The sequence below is a fragment of the Methylobacterium sp. EM32 genome, assembly GCF_040593685.1.
Lineage (GTDB): Bacteria > Pseudomonadota > Alphaproteobacteria > Rhizobiales > Beijerinckiaceae > Methylobacterium.
This window is the reverse complement of sequence record NZ_JBEXZS010000056.1, coordinates 1-19,468: the sequence shown is the minus strand read 5'-3', so window position 1 is coordinate 19,468 and position 19,468 is coordinate 1. Positions and strand designations below refer to the sequence as shown.

11 protein-coding genes are annotated in these 19,468 nt (G+C 72.0%); 8 read left to right on the top strand and 3 right to left on the bottom strand.

Annotated elements, in window-relative coordinates; genetic code table 11:
- Positions 1 to 112: 112 nt before the first annotated feature.
- Positions 113 to 1,177, bottom strand: coding sequence for an amidinotransferase (locus ABZT49_RS08575; protein WP_407943466.1), 1,065 nt, complete (start codon positions 1,175 to 1,177; stop codon positions 113 to 115).
- A 433-nt stretch (positions 1,178 to 1,610) separates the two neighbouring features.
- Here ABZT49_RS08575 and ABZT49_RS08570 point away from each other — a divergent pair, with 433 nt between their 5' ends.
- The 6 genes from ABZT49_RS08570 to ABZT49_RS08545 all read left to right on the top strand — a co-directional run bounded on the left by ABZT49_RS08570 (position 1,611) and on the right by ABZT49_RS08545 (position 8,009).
- A complete protein-coding gene (locus ABZT49_RS08570; protein WP_355285352.1) occupies positions 1,611 to 2,696 on the top strand; it encodes a lysylphosphatidylglycerol synthase domain-containing protein in 1,086 nt (361 codons plus the stop codon).
- Positions 2,697 to 2,700: 4 nt separating this feature from the next.
- Positions 2,701 to 3,354, top strand: a complete 654-nt coding sequence (locus tag ABZT49_RS08565; RefSeq protein WP_355285351.1) for an ABC transporter substrate-binding protein — start codon at positions 2,701 to 2,703, stop codon at positions 3,352 to 3,354.
- A 145-nt stretch (positions 3,355 to 3,499) separates the two neighbouring features.
- On the top strand, positions 3,500 to 4,684 hold the full coding sequence (hpnI, locus tag ABZT49_RS08560) for a bacteriohopanetetrol glucosamine biosynthesis glycosyltransferase HpnI (protein WP_355285349.1): 1,185 nt from the start codon (positions 3,500 to 3,502) through the stop codon (positions 4,682 to 4,684).
- Between the two features lie 76 nt (positions 4,685 to 4,760).
- Positions 4,761 to 6,197, top strand: coding sequence for a hopanoid biosynthesis associated radical SAM protein HpnJ (hpnJ, locus tag ABZT49_RS08555; protein ID WP_355285460.1), 1,437 nt, complete (start codon positions 4,761 to 4,763; stop codon positions 6,195 to 6,197).
- 97 nt (positions 6,198 to 6,294) lie between these two features.
- Positions 6,295 to 7,155, top strand: coding sequence for a hopanoid biosynthesis-associated protein HpnK (gene hpnK / locus ABZT49_RS08550; RefSeq protein WP_355285347.1), 861 nt, complete (start codon positions 6,295 to 6,297; stop codon positions 7,153 to 7,155).
- A 68-nt stretch (positions 7,156 to 7,223) separates the two neighbouring features.
- On the top strand, positions 7,224 to 8,009 hold the full coding sequence (locus ABZT49_RS08545) for a substrate-binding domain-containing protein (protein WP_355285345.1): 786 nt from the start codon (positions 7,224 to 7,226) through the stop codon (positions 8,007 to 8,009).
- A gap of 61 nt (positions 8,010 to 8,070) precedes the next feature.
- On the opposite strand, the gene ABZT49_RS08540 is transcribed toward ABZT49_RS08545, so the two are convergent.
- Positions 8,071 to 11,673, bottom strand: coding sequence for an autotransporter domain-containing protein (locus ABZT49_RS08540; protein WP_355285343.1), 3,603 nt, complete (start codon positions 11,671 to 11,673; stop codon positions 8,071 to 8,073).
- A 584-nt stretch (positions 11,674 to 12,257) separates the two neighbouring features.
- Between ABZT49_RS08540 and ABZT49_RS08535 the strand changes: the two genes are divergently transcribed.
- Positions 12,258 to 13,319: an HD domain-containing phosphohydrolase gene (locus ABZT49_RS08535; protein WP_355285341.1), complete on the top strand. Its 1,062-nt coding sequence runs from the start codon at positions 12,258 to 12,260 to the stop codon at positions 13,317 to 13,319.
- A 331-nt stretch (positions 13,320 to 13,650) separates the two neighbouring features.
- Here ABZT49_RS08535 and ABZT49_RS08530 read toward each other — a convergent pair whose 3' ends face one another.
- Positions 13,651 to 17,250 (bottom strand): AsmA-like C-terminal region-containing protein, encoded by a 3,600-nt coding sequence (locus ABZT49_RS08530; RefSeq protein WP_355285339.1) that lies wholly within the window; start codon positions 17,248 to 17,250, stop codon positions 13,651 to 13,653.
- A 232-nt stretch (positions 17,251 to 17,482) separates the two neighbouring features.
- Between ABZT49_RS08530 and ABZT49_RS08525 the strand changes: the two genes are divergently transcribed.
- Positions 17,483 to 19,240, top strand: a complete 1,758-nt coding sequence (locus ABZT49_RS08525) for a carbamoyltransferase C-terminal domain-containing protein (RefSeq protein WP_355285458.1) — start codon at positions 17,483 to 17,485, stop codon at positions 19,238 to 19,240.
- The last annotated feature ends 228 nt before the right edge of the window (positions 19,241 to 19,468 follow it).

The following is a 19,468-nucleotide window of genomic DNA, read 5'->3' as shown; positions in this document are numbered from 1 at the left end:
GCGTGGGATCCCCTCTCCCAAACGGGAGAGGGGAGGGGCGCCATTTCTTTTCCCCAGACAGCCCTGCCACGGGCGGGGAAAGGGAACGCCCTGCGAGGACGCCGAACGCCGCCTAGAAATACGACTTCAGCGGGCCGCGCCGGCGCACGTCGAGCGTGGCGCAGTGGAACGAGCCGCCGAACGGACCGTAGGACAGGAACGGCGTCGGGATCGGGTCGAAGCCCCAATCCTTGAGCGCCTTGATCAGCGTCGGCTGGCTCGCATCGACCACGATCTTCTTCTCGTCGATGGCGAGAACGTTGATCGAGGTCCAGGGCGAGCACATCGAGATCTTGCTCATGAAGCCCTCGACGGGGTCGGGGCGGGGCGCGATCAGCACGTCCCACTTCTTGAGCACCGCCGGCAGCTTCTCGACGTCGATGTAGTCGGGGTTGACCAGCACCTTGCCGGGGGCGAGCGGCATGAACGACGAGTCGATGTGCATCGGCTGCGGGCAGCGGCTCTCGATCTCGTGGATGCGGAAGCCCGGCCCGAGGTGGCGGCGCAGCCACTCGATGCCCATCAGGTTCGTCACGTTGGAGCGGGTGACGAACAGGTCGCGGCCGCAGCGCACGAAGTCGGCCGCGTCGAAGACCGGCTCGAACTCGTTCACCGTGAACTGCATCGGCTCGCCGGCCTTCAGGTTCGGCACCCGGTAATCGTAGTTGTAGAGCTCGTCGGTGAGCTGCGGCCGCGGCGCCGAGGTCCAGCGCGCGCCGGCCCGGAAATACTCCTTGAACAGCGAGCGGTAGGCGTCGCCCTCGAAGTAGCGCGAGCGCCAGCACATCGGGCTCTCGATGATCTCGTCGCCGATCACCAGGTACGGGTCGCGCGGGCAGGCGACGCAGAAGCCGCGCGACGACCAGCGCGGCGCCTTGAACTTCTTCGAGAAGTCGACCGAGTCGGGACGGCGGATCTTCACACCCTCGCCGGCCAGGATCTTGATGAAGCCGTCCAGCTCCTGCTGGGCGAGCTTCTTCATGAAGCCGGGGTACTTCCAGCCCGAGGCGAGCCGGTAGAACGGCTGGGCGGCCCGCGGCAGGTTGAAGATCACCGTCAGGTGGTGGGTCGGGATCGTGGCGCCGTCGAGCGAGCCGACGATCACCTCCTCCAGCGGGTCCCACTCGTTCCAGGCCATCACCGGCGATTGCGGCGCCGGCGCCCGGCCGGGCGCGTCGCCCCCGAAGGCCGTCAGGTCGTGCGCGGCGGCCTCGTCGAGCGCGCCGCCGCGCTCGGCCTCGAAGGTCGTCTCCCGATCCATGCTGTTCATCCCTTGGCGGCCGTCACGAGCGGCCTTCTTTCGCGATTCCGACACCCGCCGGCCGAATCGGGGCGGGGAGGACGATGCGCCGTAATCTAGGCTTGCGGCATTGCTTGGGCGGCGGCGCTTTCGGCCGGCCCGCAGCACCGGTGGTGGATGCCGGTTTCGCCGGCACTGTGTCCGGCCGGTGATAGACAGGGCCCATCAAAGCTGCAACGTGCCGGGATGCAACGGCGCTGCTTTGTTTCGACTCCGTTGCCGGAATGGCGCGCCTCCTGAGGGCCGCTGCCGCTGCGACAGAAAGAGGGTCATGAAGCGACTGACGACACTGGGCCTGATCGCCGGCCTCTGCACCGTGATCGGCCTGTTCGTCTCCTCGGGGCCGGAGGCGGTCGCGGCGGCCTTGTGGGCGTCCGGCTGGGGCGCCGTGCTGGTCGTGGTGGCGCGCTTCGTCGCCGTCGCCTGGGCGGGCCTGGGCTGGTGGGTGGTGTTCCCCCGCGGCGAGAGGCCGCTGCTGCGGGCCTGCGTCAGCGTGCGCTTCGTGCGCGAGGGCATCAACACGCTGCTGCCCGTGGCGCAGGTCGGCGGCGACCTGATCGGCGCCCGGCTGCTGACGCGCGAGCGCGTGTCCGGCGCCCTGTCGGGCGCCTCCACCCTCGTCGACCTGATGGTCCAGGCGCTGACGCAGTTCCTGTTCACGCTGGCCGGCCTCGGCATCCTGGTGGCGCTGGGCGGCGACGGGCCGATCGTGCACTATGTGGGCCTCGGCCTCGTGGTGGCGGCGCCGGCCCTCGTGGCGTTCTACCTGGTGCAGCGCCGCTTCGGGCAGAGCCTGCTCCAGGCGGCGATCAACCGCTTCGCCGGCGGGCGCGAGTGGCGCATCTTCGGCGCCGTCGACGTGCTGTTCGAGCGCCTGCGCGGCCTCTACGCCGCCCGCGGCCGCATTCTGACCGCCATCGGCACGCATCTGTTCGGCTGGATCATCGGCACCTTCGAGGTCTGGATCGCGCTCCGCTTCATGGGCTACGAGGTCGGCTTCCTCGAGGCGATCGTGATCGAGAGCCTGGCGCAAGCCGTGCGCGGCGCGGCCTTCGCGGTGCCGGGTGCGCTCGGGGCCCAGGAGGGCGGCCTGATCGCGCTCTGCGCCGTGTTCGGCATCCCGGCCGAGGCGGCTCTGGCCCTGTCGCTGATCAAGCGACTGGCCGACCTCGCGGTCGGGCTGCCGAGCCTGATGCTCTGGCACGCCATGGAGAACGAGGCCGACCAGGGCCGTCCGGCGGCCGGCCTCGGCGCGGCCCTGCGGGCGTGGGTGCGCCCGCGCGAGACCCCGCTGCGTCAGGCGCCGATGCCTGCTTATGGCTACGCCGCGGCGCCCGCCGACGGCAAAGGAGAGTGACCCGGTGCTGACCCGACGCGAGACCCTGCGCAGCCTGACGATCGCCGGCCTCCTCACGGCCGCGCTGCCGGCCCTGGCCCAGACTCCCGCCGCTGCCCCCGCGGCCGGGGAGGGCGATCCGGCGGTCGCGACCGTGCGGCGCATGACCGACGCCCTCGAGGCCGCGCTCAAGGCCGGCGACGTGCGCGCCCGGGCCGAGACCCTGTCGGGCCCGATGAAGGAGACGTTCGACCTGCCGGCGATGCTGCGCCTCGGCGTCGGCACCCGCTGGAAGGACATCCCGGCCGACAAGCAGCAGGCGCTCGTCGCCGCCTTCGAGGCCTACCTTCCGGCGACCTATGCCACACGTCTCGGCGCCGCGACGGGCAGCAAATTCGCCATCGACCCGAAGAGCGAGCCGCGCGGCAACGGCCACATCGTCCACGTCACGGTGACCGACGGCAGCGGCGACACCTCGCCGGTCGATTACGTGCTGAATGCCGAGAACCGGATCACCGACGTCTACCTCCAGGGCACGGTGAGCGAGGCCGGCACCCTGCGCACCGGCTTCTCCGAACCGCTGCAGGAGGGCGGGGGCGACGGCCTGCTCGCTCATCTGCGCAAGTCCACCGAGACGATGCTGGCCGCGCCGGCCCCGAAGGCCCCGGCCGCCAAGTAGCCCGTCAGGTGGTCCGCTGCGCCGCCGGCCCGTGACGGCCGGCGGTTAACGAAGTGCTCACCCTCCGCCCGCAGCCTCAACCCACAACACAGCCCGCCGCGCGCCTCCCGCGCAGCCAACTCCTCCCAGGGATCGCCGCCACGCCATGGAATGGACCTGGATCTCCGCCCCGCTACTCATCCTGGCGCTCGCCGGATGCGTGTACGGCCTGACGACCGCCTGGCTCGCCGGGCGCCTCGCCAAGCAGCCGGTGCCGCGCCTCGCGCCCGATGCGCCCCGCCCCTCCGTGACCCTGCTCAAGCCGCTCTGCGGCGACGAGCCGAACCTGCACCACAACCTCACCACCTTCTGCGCCCAGGCCTATGCCGGTGCCGTCCAGGTGGTGTTCGGGGTGCAGAACGCCGCCGATCCGGCGATCGCCGTGGTGCACCGGCTCCAGGCCGAGCATCCCGGCTTGCGCATCGACCTGGTGATCGACGCCCGCCAGCACGGAGCGAACCGCAAGGTCTCGAACCTGATCAACATGGCGGGGCTGATCGCCCACGACGTCGTGGTGCTGGCCGACAGCGACATGGTGGTGGCGCCCGACTACCTGGAGCGCCTCGTCGCGGAACTCGCCCGCCCGGGCGTGTCCGGCGTCACCTGCCTCTACCACGGCGTGCCGGCGAATGGCGGCGTCTGGGCGCATCTCTCGGCCCTCGCCATCGACACGCAGTTCCTGCCCAACGTCCTGATGGGCACGGGGCTCGGCCTCGCCGATCCCTGCTTCGGCTCCACCATCGCGTTCCGCACCGAGATGCTGAGCCAGATCGGAGGCTTCGAGGCGATCCGCGACGATCTCGCCGACGACTACACCCTCGGAGCGGCGCTCCGTGCCCAGGGTGGCATCGTGGCGATCCCGAATTTCACCATCGGGCATACCTGCGTCGACACCTCGCTTTCCGGCCTGTGGCGCCACGAGACCCGGTGGAACCGCACCATCCGCAACGTCGATCCGGTCGGGTATGCCGGCACGCTCGTCACCCACGCCTTCCCGCTGGCGCTGATCGCGGCGCTCCTGCCCGATTCGGGCGCCTACGCGCTCGCCACCGCGGCGCTCGCGCTCGCCTGCCGGATCGTGCTGTGCATGCGGGTCGAGCGGGCCTTCGGCCTCGAGCCGCACCCCTACTGGCTGCTGCCGATCCGCGACCTCCTGTCCTTCGCCGGCTTCACCTGGTGCTTCATGTCCGGCGCCGTGACTTGGAAAGGTCATGATTATCGGGTCGTTGCGGACGGTACGCTGATCCCGGAATCCGGCCTCGCCCGCGAATCCGGCGCTCCCTCGACTTAAAAGACCTCATCGGGCCGCCCGGCGGCCTCACCGGCCGTGACCACGGCTTCCTGCTCAAGAGACGATCCACCCGATGATGCGGACCCTCTTCCTCCAGGCCCCCACCTTCGACGGCTTCGACGGCGGCGCCGGCTCGCGCTACCAGGCCAAGCGCGAGATCAAGTCGTTCTGGTACCCGACCTGGCTCGCCCAGCCGGCCGCCCTGGTGCCGAACTCCAAGTTGATCGACGCGCCGCCGCACGACATCAAGCTGCCGGAGATCGTGGCCCAGGCCAACGACTTCGACCTCGTGGTGCTGCACACCTCGGTGCCGTCGTTCAAGTCGGACGTGAAGACGATCGAGGCGCTGAAGGCCGCGAACCCGAAGCTGATCGCCGGCCTGATCGGCGCCAAGGTGGCGGTGGACGCCGCCGGCGCCATGGCCCAGGCGCCCGCCGTCGATTTCTGCGCCCGCAACGAGTTCGACTTCACCGTCAAGGAGGTCGCCGACGGCGTGCCGATGGCGGAGATCAAGGGTCTCTCCTATCGCGACGCCGACGGTGTCGTGGTCCACAACCCGGACCGCGAGATCATGACGGACATGGACCAGCTGCCGTTCGTGACCTCGGTCTACAAGCGCGACCTGCAGATGGAGAAGTACTTCATCGGCTACCTGAAGCACCCCTACATCTCGTTCTATTCGGGCCGGGGCTGCAAGTCGCGCTGCACCTTCTGCCTGTGGCCGCAGACGGTCGGCGGCCACACCTACCGCACCCGCTCGGTCGCGCACGTGATCGAGGAGATCAAGTACTGCCTGAAGGAGTTCCCGCAGACCAAGGAGTTCTTCTTCGACGACGACACCTTCACCGATAACCTCCCGCGCGCGGAGGAGATCGCCCGCGAGCTCGGCAAGCTCGGCGTCACCTGGTCGTGCAACGCGAAGGCCAACGTGCCGCGCGAGACCCTGAAGGTGCTGAAGGAGAACGGCCTGCGTCTGCTGCTGGTCGGCTACGAGTCCGGCAACCAGCAGATCCTGCACAACATCAAGAAGGGCATGCGGGTCGAGGTCGCGGAGAAGTTCACGCAGGATTGCCACGACCTCGGCATCGCGATCCACGGCACCTTCATCCTCGGCCTGCCGGGCGAGACCAAGGAGACGATCCAGGAGACGATCGCCTTCGCCAAGCGGATCAACCCGCACACCATCCAGGTGTCGCTCGCCGCGCCCTATCCGGGCACCTTCCTGTACAAGCAGGCGGTGGAGAACGGCTGGCTCGACAAGGACAACGCCGAGCTGGTCGACGAGAACGGCGTGCAGATCGCGCCGCTGCACTACCCCCACCTGTCCCACACCGAGATCTTCAACTCGGTGGAGGAGTTCTACAAGAAGTTCTACTTCCGCGCCCCGAAGATCGCCTCGATCGTCAGCGAGATGGTGCGCTCGCCCGACATGATGAAGCGCCGCCTGCGCGAGGGCGTCGAGTTCTGGCACTTCCTGCGCGAGCGCCAGGGCGTCGCCAAGAGGGCGGCGTAAGCTCTTAAGACTGACGATCCCGCGTATAAGCGGGTGCGAGCCTCCCCGTCCGGCCGGACGGGGAGGCTCTTTCGCATCGCGAGACATGAAGCCGACCATGACCACGCCCGTGCCCCGCAAGTGCCTTGTCGTCACCTCGGACGATTTCGGCCTGTCGCCGCAGGTCAATGCGGCGGTGGAGCAGGCCCATCGCCACGGCATCCTCACCGCCGCGAGCCTGATGGTCTCGGCGCCCGGTGCCGCCGACGCGCTGGTGCGGGCGCAGGCGATGCCGTCCCTGCGGGTCGGCCTGCACCTCGTGATGGTCGAGGCCTGGCCGACCCTGCCGGCGGCGGAACTGCCCGATCTCACCGACGACGCCGGGCTCATGCGGGCCGACCAGGCGCGGCTCGGGCTCGACTTGGCGCTGAAGCCCCGCGCCCGCCGCCAGCTCGAGGCCGAGATCCGGGCCCAATTCGAGGCTTTTCGGGCGACCGGGCTGCCCCTCGACCACGTCAACGCGCACAAGCACTTCCACATCCACCCGATCATCGCCGGCATGGTGCTACGGATCGGGCGCGAATTCGGGATGCGGGCGATCCGGGTGCCGCGCGAACCGCGCGACCTCCTCGGCCGCGCCGAGCCCGGGGCCACCCTGAGTCTCGCCCTCGACACCGCGCCCTGGTCGGCGCTGCTGCGCGCCCGAGCCCGGCGCGCCGGGCTCCTGGTCCCGGACCGCGTGCTCGGCCTCGCCTGGTCGGGGGCGATGACGCCCGCGCGGGTCCGGGCCCTGCTGGGCCAGTTGCCGAACGGCCTGACCGAGCTCTACCTGCACCCCGCCACCGATGGCGGCTTTCCCGGCGAGGCGCCGGGCTACGCCTACGCGCAGGAACTCGCCGCCCTGGTGGCGCCCGCGAGCCGGGCGGCGCTGGCGGCCTCCGGCGCCGTCTCGGGCGGCTTCTCGGATTTCGCTCGCTGACCGAGGACCGGCTCGGCTACCGAGGGGGCGGGGCCGGGCACGCGGCCCGTTATCCGGGAGCCTCCTGCATGCGCCGCGTCACGATCCCGACCCGATCCCTGCGCCGCCTTGGCGCCGTCTGTCTCGCCCTCGCCCTGGTCGCCCCCGCGCGGGCGGCCGAGATCACGCTCCTGACCACCGGCGCCTACAAGCCCGTCGCGGCCGCCCTGGTGCCGGATTTCGAGCGGCGCACCGGCCACACCGTCACGATCCGCAACGACACCGCCGGCGCGGTGGCGCAGGCGATCCGCGACGGGGCGCGGCCCGACCTCGTGGTGCTGACCCCGGGCGGCTTCGAGGCGCTGATCCGGGAGCAGCGCCTCGCCGGCGGGCCGCCGGTGCCGCTCGCGAAGGTCGGCATCGGCGTCGCGATCCGCGACGGCGCGCCGCTCCCCGACATCGCCACGGTGGCGGGCTTTCGCGAGGCGCTCTTGCGCGCGCGGGCGGTCGCGATGGTCGATCCGGCCTCCGGCGGGTCGAGCGGGATCTACCTCGCGCAGCTCTTCGCGCGCCTCGGCATCGCCGACGCGATGAAGGGCAAGCTCGTCCTCGTGCGCGGGGGTCTGGCGGCCGCGCGCCTCGTCACGGGCGAGGCCGACCTCGCGCTCCAGCAGACGAGCGAGCTCATGGCGGTCGCGGGCGTCCATCTCGTCGGGCCGATCCCCGCCGAGGTGCAGAACTACACCGTCTATGCCGGGATAGTCCCGGCGGGGGCGGCGGAGCGGGAGGCCGCGTCCGCGCTCCTGCGCGACCTCGCCGGCCCGCAGGCCGTCCCGGTCCTGGCGGGGAAGGGCATGGTGTCGCCGGGCCCGTGAGTCTTTCTGGCCCATAGACGAAGGGCGCGGCTCGCGCCGCGCCCTTATGACGTCGTGTCCCTCAGAACCGGTAGGTGAAGCTGCCCTTCACCGCGTGGTCCTCCGCCCGCGCCCCGACCTGGCCGGTATACGACACGCCGAGCGTCGTCGCCGACGACACGCGCAGGTCCACGCCTGCCGAGGCGACCAGCGCGTCCCGGGTGATCGGGATCCCCGCCGTCACGAAGCTCGGGCCGGTGCCGAAAGCCAGCAAAGCCGTCGGGATCACGTCCCCGAACGCCCGCCGGTACCCGACGAGGCCGTGCAACGACACCGGGGCCCCGAAGCCGAGATCCACCTCGGTCCGACCCCGCACGCCCGCCGTCAGCGTCGGGATCTCCGACAGCCGCGCCGCGCCGGTCAGGGCCGCGACGCCGCCGGTCTCGGCGAACCGGTCGCGGTCGATGCCGACGTAAGCTCCGCCCACGAACGGCTCGATATACGAGGCGGTGACCGGCGCTGCTTTGCCCAGCACGCCCGCCCCGAGCGCGATCCGGTAGCCGACCTCGCCGAAGCCCTGCACCACCGAACCGCCGTAGCGCGCAGCTTCCGTCTCCGAGACGCCGGGGAAGACCACGCTGCGGCGCAGCCGCAGGCTGTTATCGGCGTAAACCGCGCCGAGCCGCAGGGCGAACGGGCCGGCTTCGTAGCCGCCATAGATGCCGCCGAAGCCGCTCTCGATGGTGCCGCTCGCGGTGCGTCCGGGGGCGTCGAGGCTGGTGCTGGTATAGCCGCCGGCCACGCCGAGCGTGATCCCGTTCTCCAGCCGCATGTCGGCGCCGAGCACGAAGCCGACGGTTTCGCGGTCGAGCGTCGCCGCGTTGCCGTCGCTGCGCGCCCTGCCGACGCTGCCGAAGCCCTGGCCCCACAGGCCGAACACCCGGGGATCGAGCACCCGCACCGGCACCGGGGCGATCGGCGCGGCGCGGCCGGGCAGGTCGGCGGTGTAGGTGGCGGGCAGGGGGCCGTAATCGCGGTTGGCGTCGCCGGCCCAGCGGAGGCGGTCGAGGATGGCCTCGCGCACGAAGAAGGCGGTCTCGTAGGACGCCGAGACCGAGCTGGCGTGGATGTCGCCGGTGAGCGCCTGGAAGGCGGCGACGGCCTCCGGCGTGGTGAGCCCGACCGTGCGGCCATAGAGGCCCGCGCCCGCGCCGGCCCCCTGGATGGCACCCGCGACGGCGGCCTGGTTGCGGGTCTGGGCGATGGCGGCGAAGGGGGTGTCGTTGCGGGTCAGCGTGAGGTCGACCTGCGTCGGCTGGTAGCGCAGCGTCGGGGTGAGGAAGGCGAGGTTGGAGGAGACACCCCCGAAGGTGCCCGACACGCCGGTATTGGCGGACAGGATGGTGTACCGGGTGCGCGGGTCGTAAGCGCCGTTTTGCGCCAGCACCTGGACGGTGCCGCCCTGGATCGTGGCGGCGCCGGTGGCGGAGAGGCGGTCCGCCTGGCCCGCGGCGTTGGCCTCGACCTGGAAGGCGGAGCCTGCCGCGAAGGTGACGTTGCCGGCGACCGTCAGGGTACCAATGGAGTTGCCGGGGGCGATCGTGCTGCCGGATTGAGCCACGACCCCGCCGACCACGCCGGTGCCGCCGAGGCCGGCGCCCGGGCCGACGGTGACGACCGAGCCGGCGAGCGACCCGTTCACCGCGAGGCGCCCGCCGAGAACCGCCGTCGCGCCGGTGAGGCTGCTCTGGCCGGAGAGGCTTAAGCTGCCGGCATTGAGCTTGGTCAGGCTGCCGGTGCCGGAGATGGCGTTGGCCATGCCGGCATCGCTCGCCTGGTCGAGGACCAGGCTGGACTCGTTGCGGATCGCCCCCGACCCGAAGGCCTGGGCATGGCCGACCAGCGTGCCGCCCGAGACGGTAGTGCCGCCCGCATAGGTATTGGTACCGGTGAGAACCAGGGTGCCGGTGCCGGCCTTGGTGAGCGCGCCCGATCCCGCGATGTCGTTGCGCCAGGTGTCGAAGGCCGAATATCCGCCCTGGGCGGCGTCCATCGTCACGGTGACATTGCGGGCGAAGGCGCCGTAGCCGTCGAACGCGGCGTAGAGGTTGAGCCGGCCCCAGCCGTCATAGGTGTTGCCGCCGAGCACCGGATAGCCGGAGGGCAGGCCGGTGCTCGCCAGCACCTCGGTGCGCTGCGCGTCGGTGAGGTAGGGGAAGCGGGTGAGCAGCAGCACCTGCGCCTGGAGCGGCACGTCGGCGGTGGTCATTGGGTCGACCGTGCCGCTCGGCGGGAAGCCGTAGGTCAGGCGGGCGGTGTAGTCCGCCTTGTTCTGCGCCGCGTTGCCGAAGGCGTCCTGGGTTCCGGACGCCGCGTTGAGGCAGGCGGTGACGCTCGACGCGCCGCAGGCGGAGGCCAGATAGGACTGCGTCTGCCGGTAGGCCTGGTAGACGCCGTAGGCGGCCGCGTTCGCCGGGTCGGTCCAGTCGAGCCGGTTGCCGCTCGCGTCGTAGAGCGCGCCGTAGAGGTTGGTGGCGACGATCGCCGAGGATTCGATCCGGCCGCCCATCACGTCGAAGGGCGAGTGCATGCCCGAGAGGACCCGGTTGTTGCCGAGCTCCGAGGCCCGGGTCAGGAGCTGCTGGCCCCGCTGCGGCACCAGGAAGGCGGTGGCGAGTGCCTGCAGGGTGCCCGAATTGGTGTGGCCGCTCGGATAGGCGCCGTCGGCATAGGGATTGGTGCTGTTGATGACCGGCTGCAGCAGGGTCGGGACGGCGACCGCGGTCGAGACCCGGTAAGGTCGCGGCGAGGTGCCGATGCCCGGAACGAAGTCGCCGACCCCGAAGGTCGCCGGGGTGAAGACGCCGCCCGAGAAGGTGCCGATATTCGGCGCGGTGAGCGGCCGGCCGCCATTGGCGTCGATCATCGCTTGCGTGACGGTGAAGCCGCGCACCCATTGCGCCGTCGTGCCGTAGACCGCCGGCACGGAGAAGTTCGACAGGTAGGTCGGCACCACTAGGCCCGCGGTGTCGCGGGTCGTGAGGCCGGCCTTGTTCGTCGTCGCGCTGTAGGTGTTGAAGCGGGCGTCGAGCGGGTCAATCGCCGGGTTGGGGGCCTGGGTGCGGGCGAAGATCCGCTTGGCCGGCTCGGTCGAGGCGTTGGCGCGGGCAATGGTGTTGATGAAGTCGACGGCGCTCGCCAGCGGCGTCGCGGTGCCGTTGCCGAAGGTCGTCACGCCCGCATTGGCGTTGTTGCCGGTGTTGATGTTCGCCGCGTAATCCGCGAGCGTCGTCGTGACGTAAGCGGTCGGCGTCAGGCTCGCCAGCGTCGTGCCGGTGAAGGAGGCGCCCGCCCCGGTGAGGTAGGACGAGGTCAGCGGCCCGAGGCCGTTGAGGATGCTGTAGGCCTGGCCGGTGCGGTCGTCGTGGATCGCCGCCAGGGTCTGCGCGTCGGTCCGTCCCCGCGTCAGGGTAACGACGGTCTGGTAGTTCCGGGTCAGTGCCGCCGGGTCGCCCGTGAGGAGCCCGGTATAGGAATCGAGCACGCGGTTCATCACCGTGCCCGGATTGACCGAGGTGCTGTTGGAAAATCCCACCGACGGCGAGGTCGGCACGCCTTGCGCCCACGCATCGGCCGGGAAGAGACACGTCGCCGCGAGCAGCGCGGCGCTGAGTTTCGGATTCATGAGCCCCTCGAAGATTCGTCTTCCGTTCGGAGCCGGCGCCTAGCTTGGCCGTATGAAGAGCCGATGACGAGACGCAAACGGATACGTTGGGGAAACACGGTCCAGTCATAGCGACATTCGTCAGTGTTCGGGAGGTCACGATCGATGTGCGGTCCGCCCGAACAAGACTTCGGCAGTCGAGGTGAGCGTCACTCCGTCGTCGGTGACGCGGCGACCGGGCCGGCAAGCAGCGCGCTCGGACGGGTTGCAGGCGGGTGTTTCCGCGCCATCGCCTTCCGCGCGCCGCGCCGGTGACGCCCGACCGTCGCGAGAATCATTCCTAGGCTCATCCGCCGGCCTGGCGCAGGTGTCTTCAGGTTGTGCCGAACAACTTCCGGCAGCAGGTCTGGAGCAGGCTGTGCCGCCGGGCCCCGATGACGCCAGGGGGGCGGTTCGACCGGCCGTGATTGCGGATAACGGCAGGTTTTATTTCCTTCCTGTCGTTGCTTCGCCGCTCCGCCGCGCTTCGCCGTAAGCATTTATTCGGGACTAGACCCGTATTCGGGAGGGGCAGTGGAGGCCGAGCGGCCGCCGGGAGGGACGCGATGCCCGACGAGAGGACCTTCGTCCTCGTGACCGACAGGCCGGACCGCAGCGCCGCGATCAGCGCGGCCCTGCGGGGAATCGGGATCTGCGACGTCGTCGGACCCGAGGAGACATGGCGGGACCGACGGGCGCTGGCGGGGGTCATCTCCGACCTGACGCTGTCGCGGCCGGAGGCCGACCATTGCCTGCGCGCCCTCCAGCGCCGCTTCGCCAACCGGCACCTGCCGGTGATCTGCCTCCTCCGCAAGGCGAGCCAGGACGCCCTGCGCCACGCCAAGACCCTCGGGGCGACGGTGTGCATGCCGGCCTACGTGCCGCCCGAGACGGTCGTGGCGGCCCTGGCCAACCAGGTCGGGATCATGGCCGGCCAGGCCGAGCAGGCGGTGAGCCAGGGCGTGGTCCGGGCCGGGGAGGCGCTGACCGGCCTGATGGCCGAGACCCGGGCCGGCCAGCCGGTCCGCATGGGCGCCGTCGAGGCCGGGCTCGGCCCGATCCTCACCGCGGTGCAGGAGGGCGGCCTCGCCCGCTGGCTCGACACGGTCTGGACCCACGACGACGCCACCTACCAGCACTGCCTGCTGGTGGCTGGCCTCGCCGCGCAATTCGCCCTGCATCTCGGCTTCCGACACGAGGACCAGTTCCACTTCGTGCGCGCCGCACTGATCCACGACGTCGGCAAGGCCCGCATCCCCCTCGAGATCCTCAACAAGCCCGGCCGCCTCGATCCGGACGAACTGGCGGTGATGCGCACCCACGCGGCGATCGGCCACGAGGTCCTGTGGGCGGGCGGCGAGCGCGACCCGGTCACCCTCGCGGTGGTGCGCCACCATCACGAGATGCTCGACGGCTCGGGCTATCCCGACGGCCTCGCCGGCGGTGAGATCGGCGACATGGTCCGCCTGCTCACCATCTGCGACATCTACGCCGCCCTGACCGAGCGCCGCCCCTACAAGTCGCCGATGCCGATGGCCGACGCGATGGCGATCATCGCCGCCATGGACGGCAAGTTGGAGGCGCGGCTGGTGGAATCCTTCGGCGAGGCGATGAAGGCGGCGGTTTGAGCACCTGTTTGACTTGCGAACCAGCGCAAACAGACATTGTCCTTTCCCAACCCACCGCCTCATCCTGCGGTGCGAACGAAGTGAGCCTCGAAGGAGGCCTCCAGCGACCTCATAGACTTCTGGAGGCCTCCTTCGAGGTCAGTCGATTTTCAATCGACTAACACCTCAGGATGAGGTCGTGGTGGGACAAAATACAACTGTCAGTTGAGCGGTCTCTGAGCGCGGTCTGGATGCGCGGTAAACTAGTGGCAGCAGGCCAAAAATAGCTGCCTTCACTTGTCTCGCCGCAGAATCTTGCCGCGAGATCGGCACGCAAATTTGCGAAACATGCTCAGGGGCTGCCGGTCTCGGGCGGCGGGCCGCCCTGCACTCCGCCGCCATGCCGGCGCGCCTCCTCCTCGGCCTTCAGGCGTGCCGTTTCCGCAGCCCGCGCCGCTTCGGCCGCGCGCGCCGCCGCCTCCGCCGCCCTCGCGGCCTCGGCAGCCCTGGCCGCGTCTTCCGCCCGCTGCCTCTCCTCGGCGCGCTGCTTCTCCTCCGCCCGCTGCCGGGCCTGCCGGGCCTCCTCGACCGCCCGCGCGCGGTCCATCTCCAGGCGGCTGCGGCGGCGGGCGAGCTCGTTGCGGTCGGCCTCGACGGTCTCGATCTTGTCGAGCTCGCGCTGCAGCACCACCGCGGCCAGGACGTTGCTCAGCGGCACGAGGTCGAGCTCGCGCTGCGGCCGGGCCAGCGGGCCGACGAGGGCGAGGCCGAGACTGGGCGAGGGCGCCGTCCAGCCCCGGGGCGTCGCGGTGGCGGCGAACGTGCCGCGGGCGTCGAGGCGCATGGCCTTGGCATCGACCTGCACCAGGCCCGTCCAGGTGGCGGGGCCGGGATCGAGGGTGAGGCTCGCGGTGCGCAAGGTGCCGCCGACCATCGAGGCCTGCACCGAGACGGGTCCCGCCAGCTCCAGCGGGCCGCGGTCGAACTCCTCCGTCACCACCCGCTCGACCCGGCCGGCGCGCAGCGGATCCTCCTCGGCGAGGAGCCGGGCGAGGGCGCGCTGCACCGCCGCCGGGTCGAGGTCGCGAAGGGTGAGGCCGGCGAGCTCCAGGGTGCCGCTGCCGGCGAGGTTGCCGACCAGGGCAGCCGGGCTGTCCCCCGCCGCGCCGAGGCGGAGCCGCAACGACACCTGCCCCCGCAGGGCGTCGCCGCCGATGAGCGCTGGGAGCGCGGCTGCCGTCAGGCCGCCCTCGGCGGCCAGCGTCGCCTGGGCGCCCTGACGGGCCAGGGTGGCGCTGCCGGAAAGCCGCCCGCCCGCGAGGCCGGCGGCGAAATCGCGGAACGTCAGGCCGTCGCGCCCGAGCCCGAGATCGAACCGCGCCCAGTCCGCTGCCAGGCCGCGGCCGAGATCGAGCCGCCGCACCGTCATGGCGACCTGACCCGTGACCGGCACGGACGGGGCCGGCCCGAAGCGGGTGGCGGACCAGACGTCGGGCCCGGACGGCGCCCCGGGATTCAGCACCAGCGCCCCGGCGAGCCAGGGCAGGGAGAGCCGTTCGAGCGAGACGCTGCCGGAGACCTCGCCGCCCTCCGGCCGGGTCAGGGTCGCGTCGATCGAAGAGCCGGCGAGGGTGCCGGTCACGACGAGGCGCGGGGCGTCGCCGGCGCGGGACAAGCCGAGGCTCAGCCGGGCCGGCACCGGGTCCGGCAGGGCCGGGTCGGCGCCGAGGAGGCCGGCCACCGGCCGCAGGTCGGGCGTGGCGAGGGTGAGCGCGCCGTCCTGGAGCGGACCGGCCACCGGCAGCACCAGCGGACGGGTGGTCGCGATGGCGGCCCCGGCGATCTCGGCGTCGAGGGTCAGGGCGAGGGGCCCGTTCGCCCCAGTCCCTTTCGCCTCTGATCCGTTCGTCCCGGTCCCGTTCGTCGCCTGCCGGCGCCCGGCGAGGTGCAGGCTCGCGGGCATCGCCAGGGCCGGATCGGTCGGCCGGCCGAGCCAGCGGCCGGAGGCCACGCCGTCGAGGCGCGCGTCGAGGTCGTCGAGGCGCCCGGCCCGGGCGGCCAGCGACAGGCCGAGGCGGCCGCCGGCGGCGCTGCCGCGGGCCTGGCCGCGCAGGCGGCCCGGCTCGGACCCGGAGTCGCGCTCCAGCAGCACGTCGAGGGCGACCGGGCCGTCGCGCAGGAAGCCCGGCAGCAGCCGCGCCTCGTCGACGAAGGTGCGCGCGACGAGGTCGATCAGCGGCGCGGCCACCGGGGCGCTCACCCGCCCGGTGATGCGCCCGGCGCCGTCGGCGCCGATCCGGCCCGAGAGGCTGGCCCGGGCCCCGGCGAGATCGCGCACCTCCAGGCTGTCGAGGCGGAGCGCAGCGCCCTCGGATTGCAGGCTGGCGGCGATCTCGCCGGTGCGGGGGCCGGTCGGCCCGTAGCGCAGGTCGCGGGCGAGCAGGGTCAGGCCGACATCGTGGTCCTGGAGCGCCGCGACGGCGCCCCGCATCGGCGGCAGCTCCACCACGTCGAGCCCGTCGGCGATGATCTGGGCGTCGAAGCGTGGGCGGGTCTGGTCCGGCCCGGCCGGGCTGTAGCGGGCGCTGCCGGTGATCTTGGCGGGGCCGAGTGTCACCCGGGCGTTGCGCAGCGACAGCACCGGCAGGGCCGCCGCCACGTCGGCCTCCGCCGAGAAGGGCCGGCCGTCGAGGAGCCCGGCGAGCGGGCCGTGAAGCCCGAGCCGGTCGAGGAGCCGGGCGAGCCGGTCCGAGGCCGGGGCGTCGACCGCGGCGTGGCCCGAGAAGCCGCCGCTCGGAGTCACGTCGCCGGACAAGGCGAGCGCCATCCCGCCGGCGGCGGTGCTGGCGAGCCGCCGCAGGGTGACGGCGCCGGAGGGCCGCAGGGTGGCGCTCAAGGCGGCCCCGTTCCATTCCTCGCGGGCCAGCGTCAGGCTGTCGGCCGCGACGTCGAGCGCCAGGATGCCGGGCAGGGAGGCGGGCGCCACGCCGCGCCCGAGCAGGGCCTGACCGGTGGCGCTCATCAGGAAGGCGTCGAGGTCGAGGCGGCGGGCCTCCAGGCTCATCGTCGCCCGGGCGGTCGCGAGGTCGAGGCTGCCGCGGCCGGTGAAGCGCAGGGGCGCCTCACCCGGCACCTCGACGCTCAGGGTCTCGAAGGTGGCGAGCCGGCCCTTCGCCTTGAACCCGCCCTGTACCGAGACCGGCAGCACGGCGCCCGCGGCCTGGGCCGGCGGTCCCACCACCAGGCGGGCCGTGCCGCTGGCCTCCGGCACCCCGCCGCCCTCCGGGCCGGCCGCGACGCTCACCCGGGCATCGAGATCGAGCCGGGGCACCGTGTCGCCGCCCGCGCCGAGCTTGACCGGGATCGTCCCGTCCGGGGCGGGCGCCCCGGTGGTGAGGCGGAACGGCACCGCCTCGACGCTGCCCTCCGCCCGCCACGGGCCGGCGAGGCGCGGCGCGGAGAGCCGAACGTTCTCGGCATAGACCTGGTCGGTGCGCCCGGTCGCCGCCACCCGGGTGGTGACGAGGAGCTGCGAGACCCTGAGGTCTTCCACGGCGAGGTCGCGTCCCTCGCCGAGGAAGGGCGGCGGCAGGAAGCTGCCGGCCTCGGTCATCGGCAGGGTGACCTCGCCGCGTCCCATCCGGGTCTCGGTGAAGCGGATCTCGCCGGAGAGGAGCGGGGTGAGGGCGATCTCGGCCTTGACGAAGCGCGCGTCGAGGCTCGGCCGGTCCCGCCCGGTCGCGAGCCGCAGGTGATCGATTCGCAGGCGCGGCGAGGGCAGGAGGCGCACCTCGAGGCGACCGTCGCTGTGCGCCTCGACCCCGAGCGAGCGGCCGAGCGCCGCGTCGAAGCTGCTGCGGTAGGATTCCCACGGGATGAAGGGCGGCGCTATCAGGGCCGCGGCGAGGATCAGGATGACGAGGCCCGCCAGGGCGGTCAGGATGTCGCGCACCGTGCTGTCCGTGCCGCCCCGCGAGGAGAGCGCCGCCTCATGTTCGTCCGACGGCCCGACGGGCCGTACCCCGATGACTGCGCTAGCATATCGGCATCGGAAACGCGGGCGAAATCCGGCGGGATCACGCAGCGAGAGCGGCGCCCCGATGCACCCGCGCAACGCTTCTCCCCCGCCTGACAGGGGGAGCCGACACTGTTAGAGCGGCGGCGTGACCAGATCGACGGATCCGATGCGCTACTATCTCGGCCTCGCCACCACCTTCCACGACCCGGCCCTCGCCCTGGTCGGGCCGGACGGCGCGGTGCTCTTCGCCGAGGCGACGGAGCGCTACCTGCAATACAAGCGCGCCCCGAACTGCGAGCCGGATTCGGCGCCCCGCATGGCCGGCCTGCTCAAGGCCCACCTGCCGCCGGGCGCCGAACTCGTGATCGCCACGACCTGGGGGCCGGATTTCAGCCGCTACCTCGCCGACCAGGCCGGCACCGGCGCCTTCGCGTTGGAGGCCTTGAGCGGGCATTCCCCGGCGCTCAACCGCTCGCTGGTGCCGGAGCGGGCCGAGCGCACCTTCATCGCCGAGCTGGCGCTGGCTCAAGGGCGCGCCGGCTATGGCACGCTCCTCGGCCTCGACCGGGCGCATGGCGGCCGCTCGACCATCGTGGGCCTCAGGCGCTACCCCCACCACCTGACCCACGCCGCCTATGGGTTATGGGGCTCGCCGTTCCGGGACGCCACCTGCCTCGTCGTTGACGGCATGGGCGAGACCGGCGCCTCGGCGATCTACCGGATGGAGGCGGGGCGGCTCGTCGAGGTGAAGCGTCATCGCGGCCGCGAATCGATCGGCTTCTTCTTCGGCCTCGTCACCGATCTCGCCGGGTTCGACCAGACCAAGGGCGAGGAATGGAAGATCATGGGGCTCGCCCCCTACGGCCGCCAGGACCCCGAGCTGATGGCGCTTCTGCGCCGGCTCTACCGGGTCGAGGGCGGCCGCCTGCGCTTCTCCGACGCCGCCACCGTGCAGGCGGTGGCGGACGAGATCCGCGCCCGGCGCCCGGCCGACGCCGACGCGGACGGCTGGGCCGACCTCTCGGCCTGCGGCCAGGCGATTTTTTCGGAGTTGATGGACGTGCTCGTCGCCGAGGCCTGGCGGCTGGCGCCCCATGAGAACCTCGTCGTCACCGGCGGCTGCGCGCTCAACTCGTCCTATAACGGCCGGCTGCTGCAGCGGTGCGGCTACCAGCGCCTCCACGTCCCGTCCGCGCCTGCCGACGACGGCAACGCGCTCGGCGCGGCCTGGCTCGCCTTCCAGGAGGACAACCCGGACTGGACCGGGCCGGGGCAGCTCGCCACCCCGTATCTCGGCTCGCGGGTCTCGACCGAGCCCCTGGAGCGGATGATCGGCTGGGAGCCGCGCCTGCGCCATCTCGGCCATGACGGGGTGACGCAGGCCGCAGCTGACATCCTGGCGGCCGGCGGGCTCGTCGGCTGGGTGCAGGGGCGGGCGGAGTTCGGACCGCGGGCGCTCGGCAACCGCTCGATCCTGGCCGATCCGCGCCCAGCCGATGCCAAGGCGATTCTCAATGGCAAGGTGAAGTACCGCGAGGCGTTCCGGCCCTTCGCGCCCTCGATCCTGGCCGAGGCCGGGCCGGACTGGTTCGAGGATTACCAGGACAGCCCCTACATGGAGCGCACCCTGGTCTGGCGGCCGGAGATGCGCGCTCACGTGCCGGCGGTGGTGCACGAGGACGGTACCGGCCGTCTCCAGAGCGTGACGGAGGAGCGCAACCCGGCCTACGCCGCCCTGATCCGGGCTTTCGCGGCGCGGACCGGCGTGCCGATCCTGCTCAACACCAGCTTCAACGTGATGGGCAAGCCGATCCTCCACACCGCGGAGGACGCGATCCTGATGTTCGCCACCACCGGCCTCGACGCCGTGGTGATCGAGGACTGGATCCTGGTGAAGGACGGGGTCATGCCGAAGGCCGGGTGAACCAACGAGAAGGGCCGGCCCCGTCCCCGGGTGCCGGCCCCTGATCGTGTCCGACGCTTGCGAGGCCTACTCGCAGACCTCGACGCGCTTGTAGGTGAAGGATTCGTCGTCGAGCCACACCTTGCGGCGCTCGAAGTGGCAGATCGGGCCGCGGCGCGGGCGCACGATCACGGTCTCGGGCTCCTCGACGTAGACCCGGCGCGGCGGGGGAACGGCGTAGGCCGGGGG